A 6785-nucleotide genomic window follows, 5' to 3' on the forward strand; every position below is an offset into this window, starting at 1 on the left:
GGCGGCCCCGGCTGCCGGCCGCTCGTCGCGCGGCACGGGCTCGGTAGCGCGTTCGTCGAACCGGCGCTGCGGATGCTGCAGCACGGCGGCGCGCAGATCCGGCTGCGCTCGCGGCTCGATGCGCTCGAGTTCGGCGCGCGCGGCAACGCGGTCGACGCGCTCGCGGCCGGCGGGCAGCGAATCGATCTCGCGCCGGGCGACGCGGTCGTGCTGGCCGTGCCGCCGGACGTTGCGCAGCCGCTCGTGCCCGATCTGGCCGCGCCCGACGCGTTCGGCGCGGTCGCGACCGCCTATTTCGCGGCCGAGCCGCCGCCCGGCGCGCCGCTTGACACGACCGTCATCAACGGCGTCGCCGATGCCGTGCGCACCGGCGAGGGCCAGCTCGCGGCGACGGTTCACGATGCCGGCCGCTGGCTCGACCTGCCGCGCGAGGCGCTTGCGCGGCGGCTGTGGGAAGACGTGGCGCGCGTGACGGGCGCGAACGCGGCGATCGTCCCGCCGTGGCAGCTCGTGGTCGAGCCGCGCGCGGGATTTGCGGCGGTGCCGTCGCAGGAAATGAAACGTCCGGCCGTGCGTACGCGCTGGACCAACCTTGTGCTGGCGGGGGACTGGATTGCCACCGGCTTGCCCGCCACGATCGAGGGCGCGATCCGTTCCGGCCAGCAGGCCGCGGATGCGCTCCAGACACAATAAGAGAGGGACCGATGAACGATCTCACCGATATGGCTACCCTGTCGGCCGGCACCGTGCCGGCCGAGCTCGATGCGGCCGTCGCACGCGCGACCGACGCGCTGCTCGCCGCGCAGAACGCGGACGGGCACTGGGTCTACGAACTCGAAGCCGATTCGACGATTCCCGCCGAATACGTGCTGCTCGTCCACTATCTCGGCGAGACGCCGAATCTCGAGCTCGAACAGAAGATCGGCCGCTATCTGCGCCGGATCCAGCAGGCCGACGGCGGCTGGCCGCTGTTTACCGACGGCGCGCCGAACATCAGCGCGAGCGTGAAGGCGTACTTCGCGCTGAAGGTGATCGGCGACGACGAAAACGCCGAGCACATGCAGCGCGCGCGCCGCGCGATCCACGCGATGGGCGGCGCCGAGATGTCGAACGTGTTCACGCGGATTCAGCTCGCGCTGTACGGCGCGATTCCGTGGCGCGCGGTGCCGATGATGCCGGTCGAGATCATGCTGCTGCCGCAGTGGTTCCCGTTCCATCTGTCGAAGGTGTCGTACTGGGCGCGCACGGTGATCGTGCCGCTGCTCGTGCTGAATGCGAAGCGACCGCTTGCGAAGAATCCGCGCGGCGTCCGCATCGACGAGCTGTTCATCGATCCGCCCGTCAACGCGGGCCTGCTGCCGCGCCAGGGTCACCAGAGCGCCGGCTGGTTCGCGTTCTTCCGTGCGGTCGATCATGTGCTGCGCGCGGTCGACGGGCTGTTTCCGGCTTATACGCGCGAGCGCGCGATTCGTCAGGCCGTCGCGTTCGTCGACGAGCGGCTGAACGGCGAGGACGGCCTCGGCGCGATCTATCCGGCGATGGCCAACGCGGTGATGATGTACGACGTGCTCGGCTATGCGGAAGATCATCCGAATCGCGCGATCGCACGCAAGTCGATCGAGAAGCTGCTCGTCGTGCACGAAGATGAAGCCTATTGCCAGCCGTGCCTGTCGCCCGTCTGGGATACCTCGCTCGCCGCGCATGCGCTGCTCGAGACGCGCGATCCGCGCGCCGAGCAGGCGGCAGTGCGCGGCCTCGACTGGCTGCGTCCGCTGCAGATCCTCGACGTGCGCGGCGACTGGATCTCGCGCCGTCCGCACGTGCGTCCCGGCGGCTGGGCGTTCCAGTACGCGAACCCGCACTACCCGGACGTCGACGATACGGCCGTCGTCGCGATGGCGATGGATCGCGCGCAAAAGCTGAACCAGTCCGACACGTATCGCGAGTCGATCGCGCGTGCGCGCGAGTGGGTTGTCGGCATGCAGAGCAGCGACGGCGGCTGGGGCGCGTTCGAGCCGGAAAACACGCAGTACTACCTGAACAACATCCCGTTCTCCGATCACGGCGCGCTGCTCGATCCGCCGACGGCCGACGTGTCGGGCCGCTGTCTGTCGATGCTGTCGCAGCTCGGCGAAACCGCGCTGACCAGCGACGCGGCGCGCCGCGCGCTCGACTACATGCTGAAGGAGCAGGAGCCGGACGGCAGCTGGTACGGCCGCTGGGGGATGAACTACGTGTACGGCACGTGGACGGCGCTGTGCGCGCTGAACGCGGCGGGCCTCGGGCCGGACGACGCGCGCGTGAAGCGCGCCGCGCAATGGCTGCTGTCGATTCAGAACAAGGACGGCGGCTGGGGCGAGGACGGCGACAGCTACAAGCTGAACTACCGCGGCTACGAGCCCGCACCGAGCACCGCATCGCAGACGGCATGGGCGCTGCTCGGCCTGATGGCGGCCGGCGAGGTCAACAATCCGGCGGTCAAGCGCGGGATCGACTACCTGATCGCCGAACAGAAGGAGCACGGCCTGTGGGACGAAGCGCGCTTCACCGCGACGGGCTTCCCGCGCGTGTTCTATCTGCGCTATCACGGCTATCGCAAGTTCTTCCCGCTGTGGGCGCTGGCGCGCTACCGCAACCTGAAGCGCGACAACACGACGCGCGTCACGGTCGGGATCTGACGCGGATGGCATCGCGGCAGAGCGGCGGGCTGCCCGTCATCGCGGTGACGGGCATGGCGTTCGAGGCGCGCATAGCGCGCGGCGACGGCGTCGAGGCCGTGTTCGCGGCGCGCGCCGACCGGCTCGAGCGGGCGCTCACCGAAGCGACTGCGCGCGGCTGCGCGGGCATCGTGAGCTTCGGCACGGCCGGCGGTCTGGCCCCTGACCTGAAGCCGGGCGCGCTCGTCGTCGCCGATGCGGTCGACGGGCCGTTCGGCCGCGTGCAGACCGACGCCGACTGGAGCGCGCGGCTCGTCGTCGCCTTGCACGACACGCCGGTATGGACGCGCGTGTGTCGCGGTGCGATCGCGGCCGTCACCGCGCCCGTCGTCACCGAGCAGGAGAAGGCGTCGCTGCATCGCGCGAAGGGCGCGCTCGCCGTCGACATGGAGTCGCATATCGCCGCTGCGTTCGCGGCGGCGCGTGGCGTGCCTTTCGCGGTGTGCCGCGCGATCGTCGATCCCGCGTGGCGCACGCTGCCGCGCGCGGCGACCGCCGGGCTGCGCGACGACGGCAGCACCGCCATCCTGCCGATTCTGCGCGAGCTGCTGAAGCAGCCGTCGCAACTCGGCCCGCTGTTGCAGGTCGCGAGCGACGCGCGTGCCGCGCGCACGACGCTGATCCAGGCACGGCATGCGTTCGGGCGCGAAGGCGCGCTGCGGATCGTCTGAGCGGCGGACGCCGCGTCTCTCCCTTTCATACTCAAGTTAAAAGAGCGCTGCATGATGCGGCGCTTCCGACCATTCGCGACCCGTGCATCTGCACGATGGTACAAGCAGCGAACTTCAAGAGATCCCTGAGCGACGCGCACGCGCGCAGGGACTTGCCCGCGGATCACGTTGTCAATGCAATGATCAGGACAACGGTTTATATCTCGAAAACACGCATCGCCGATGCGGGATGTCGATCCGACTTCTCGGTTCCGCCAGGGATTTTTTGAGATGGTCTTTGCGACTAGCATTCGACACATTGCCGACAGCGATGCCGTCGAACGCTTGGCGTGGAACCCGGATTGCGCGTGCCATGAACCCTCATCTGCTTGACGCCTACTCTCGAGAACTGCTCTATTTCAAGGAGCTGGTGGAGGAGTTTGCGCAGGCGCATCCGAAGATTGCGCGTCGGCTGGGCCTGCATGCCGGCGAGATTGCCGATCCCTTTGTCGAGCGTCTGGTGCAAGCCGCGAGTTTCACGACGGCCCGGCTGCAGTTGAAACTGGATGCCGCGTTCCCGTTGCTGAGCAGCCGGCTGCTCGAAACCGTCTATCCGAACTACGTCGCCCCAACGCCATCGATCGCGGTAGCGCGTCTCTATCCCGACGAACAGCAAGGCAATTTGCTCGAGGGTTTTCGTGTCCCTCGCGGCACGGCGTTCACGAGCCGCGTGCCCGATGGTGAGCGCACGCCCTGCACGTTTCGCAGCGGTCTCGATGTGACGCTGTATCCGTTGGAGATCGTTTCGGCGCGCCTGACCGGCGTGCCGCCGGACATTCCATCGGTAGAGCGCTATGGCGCAGCCGACCGGCCGATTCGCGGCGCATTGCGTCTCAGGCTCCGTACCACCGGCGAAGCGCGCTTCGATGAGCTGCGCGGTCTCGGTCGGTTGCCCGTCTACCTGGCAGGCGACGAGCGCGTCGCATCGCGGCTGTTCGAGCTGATCCACGCTGGCGCCGTGGCGTCCGTGATCGGGATCCCGAATCGTTTCGCCGATTCGAACCGATCATTCGGCGTTGTCCGCGATCGCGCCATCGAGCATACGGGGCTGGCTGTCGACGAGAGCTTGCTGCCGCTCGTCGGGACGAAGTTTCATGGCCATAACCTGCTGCACGAATATGCGACGTGTCCCGCGCGCTTCTGGTTTTTCACGCTGACCGGTCTGAATGCGGGATTGCGATATTTGACCGATCGCGAAGCCGAGATCGTCGTGCTGCTGGATCGATTCGACGGTTCGCTGGTCGAGCACGTCGACGCTTCCCGCTTCGCCCTCTTCTGTACGCCGGTCATCAACCTGTTTCGCCGCACGAGCGATCCCGCCGAGGTGCCGGGCACGGGCGCCGAAATTCTCGTGCAGCCCGACAGGCAGAACGGCTCGGATTACGAGGTGTTCGCGGTGGAGGCGTTGCATGGCTTCGTCAGCAAAGGAGCGGCATCGCTCGAGTTTCGGCCGCTGTACCGGGCGCTGCTGAACAATAAAGCCGATCACGGGCGCTATTTCACGATCCGCCGCGAGCAGGGAACGGCGAAGACGTCATACCGTCGCTACGGCGCTCGTACGCCATACGTGAGTACCGACGTGTTCGTTTCACTGGTCGATGAAGATGAGCAATCCTATCCGCAGGCCATGAAATACCTGTCGGTGGATGCATGGTTGACCAACGGCGATCTGCCGAGCTTGCTGGAGCCCGACGGTGCGACCGATCTGACTGTCGAAATCAGCGCGCCCGTCAGGCGAACGGAACTCGTCCGTGCGCCGAGCGCTGCACGTGCGCCGCTTGCACAGGGAGACGCGGCATGGCGGCTGATCGGTCAGCTGAACCTCGACTACGGCAGGCTGGAGACTCAGGACGGAAGGGCGCTACGCGACATTCTGATTTTGTTTGCCGCTCGCGACGACGTGCGTTTGCGTCGACAGATCGACAGCCTGATCCGTGTCGAGACGCGTCCCGTGACGAAGAAACTGCCCGGCCAGGGCCCGTTGCGGTTCGGTCGAGGCATCGAATGCGTGCTGACCGTGGACGAGGCCGGCTTTGACGGCGCGAGCCCTTTTCTATTTGGCGTGATCCTCGAGCACTACGTCGCTCGTCACGTTTCGACACATTCTTTTACTCAGTCCGTGCTGCGCTCGCCGCAGCGCGGCGAGCTGATGCGCTGGCCGGTTCGGATGGGGACGCGCAGCGCAGCCTGACTCGGGGAGGAGCGCGGTTCATGCAGTCGGTAACGGATAACAACGATCAAGCGGTCGAGGGCCAGCACGCATGGTGAATTTCACGACGAACCGGACCTTCTCGGTCGGCGGCCCGGCGCTGCCGGACGTCGAAGGCATCGGTCCGATGCTGCACCTGAGCGCGATGCGGGGCACGGAACAGCTTTCCACGCCGTACACGTACGACCTCTGGCTGACGACGTCCGCCGATCCGCGACTGCCGGCCGAGATCCTGGCCAACCTCGATCTCAAGGCGATGCTCGGCAAGGAACTGACCGTCACGATCCAGCTGGACGGGATGGGCAGCTTTGTCGCGGGGATGGCCGGCCAGGCGGGCGCGGCGAACCGGGGCGCCGGTACGCGAGAAATCAGCGGCATCGTGACGGCGGCCAGCTACGTGGACCAACTGAATCGCCAGTGCCGTTACCGCGTCGTGCTGGAGCCGTGGCTCGCGCTGGCGCGCGAGCGGACCGACTATCGCATCTTCCAGAGGAAGAGCGTGCTCGACATCCTGCGCGAGGTCTTCGGTTCGTATTGGTATTCGTTCGAGATGCGCGTTGGCCGCACCTACAGGCCGCTGCGCTATCAGGTCCAGTACGGCGAATCCGATTTCGCGTTTGCCCAGCGCTTGATGGAAGAACACGGCATCGCGTGGTTCTTCGAACATTCGCAAGGCGTGCACCGCCTGGTGCTGGTCGACGGTCCGGGCGCCTATCGGAGCGTGGAAAGCGTCGCGTATCAGACGCTCGAGTACTACCCGCCGGGCCGGAAGATCGACCGCGAGCACGTCGATCGCTTCGAGGCGACGGAGCGCCTGCGATCGGGCGTCTGGACCACCGACGATTTCGATTTCGAGAAGCCGGGCGCGACGCTGACTGCGCAGAACAGCTTGCCGCGCGAGACGGCGCACAACCAGCTCGAACGTTACGAATGGCCGGGCCGTTCAACCTGCCCGATAGCGGCCCGCCGCCGGGATTGCCGCACGGCAGGTTACCGGCAATGCCTGACAGCGGGCTTTGAGAGCGTAGCGAGCGTCGAGGCCGCCGACCTTACTGCGCGGCCGGACTGCTTGCGGGCACGGTCGGCATCGCCGGCGCGATCGGCGCGCCGCTCGCGGCCGGTGCCGTCGTCGAGCCGGCCGGTGCGGTG

At 67.1% G+C, this 6785-nt stretch carries 5 protein-coding genes; all 5 read left to right on the plus strand.

Going from position 1 to position 6785, the window contains the following annotated elements; translation table 11 throughout:
- Window positions 1-693, plus strand: a 693-nt coding sequence (locus HMPREF3115_RS15620) for an FAD-dependent oxidoreductase (protein WP_176748750.1), incomplete at its 5' end; no start/stop codon positions are given.
- Between the two features lie 11 nt (window positions 694-704).
- Window positions 705-2678: a squalene--hopene cyclase gene (gene shc / locus HMPREF3115_RS15625; protein ID WP_006409820.1), complete on the plus strand. Its 1974-nt coding sequence runs from the start codon at window positions 705-707 to the stop codon at window positions 2676-2678.
- 5 nt (window positions 2679-2683) lie between these two features.
- On the plus strand, window positions 2684-3388 hold the full coding sequence (locus tag HMPREF3115_RS15630) for a phosphorylase (RefSeq protein WP_070555039.1): 705 nt from the start codon (window positions 2684-2686) through the stop codon (window positions 3386-3388).
- Between the two features lie 352 nt (window positions 3389-3740).
- On the plus strand, window positions 3741-5618 hold the full coding sequence (tssF, locus tag HMPREF3115_RS15635) for a type VI secretion system baseplate subunit TssF (protein ID WP_070555040.1): 1878 nt from the start codon (window positions 3741-3743) through the stop codon (window positions 5616-5618).
- Window positions 5619-5688: 70 nt separating this feature from the next.
- Window positions 5689-6785 (plus strand): type VI secretion system Vgr family protein (locus HMPREF3115_RS15640; RefSeq protein WP_256276211.1); only part of this gene is annotated, 1097 nt, incomplete at its 3' end.

The organism is Burkholderia sp. HMSC10F09, from assembly GCF_001806955.1.
Lineage (GTDB): Bacteria > Pseudomonadota > Gammaproteobacteria > Burkholderiales > Burkholderiaceae > Burkholderia > Burkholderia multivorans.

Bases quoted from the DNA above. Each gene is read 5' to 3' on its own strand.
- shc (WP_006409820.1), top strand. From the start codon at position 705: ATGAACGATCTCACCGATATGGCTACCCTGTCGGCCGGCACCGTGCCG.
- HMPREF3115_RS15630 (WP_070555039.1), top strand. From the start codon at position 2,684: ATGGCATCGCGGCAGAGCGGCGGGCTGCCCGTCATCGCGGTGACGGGC.
- tssF (WP_070555040.1), top strand. From the start codon at position 3,741: ATGAACCCTCATCTGCTTGACGCCTACTCTCGAGAACTGCTCTATTTC.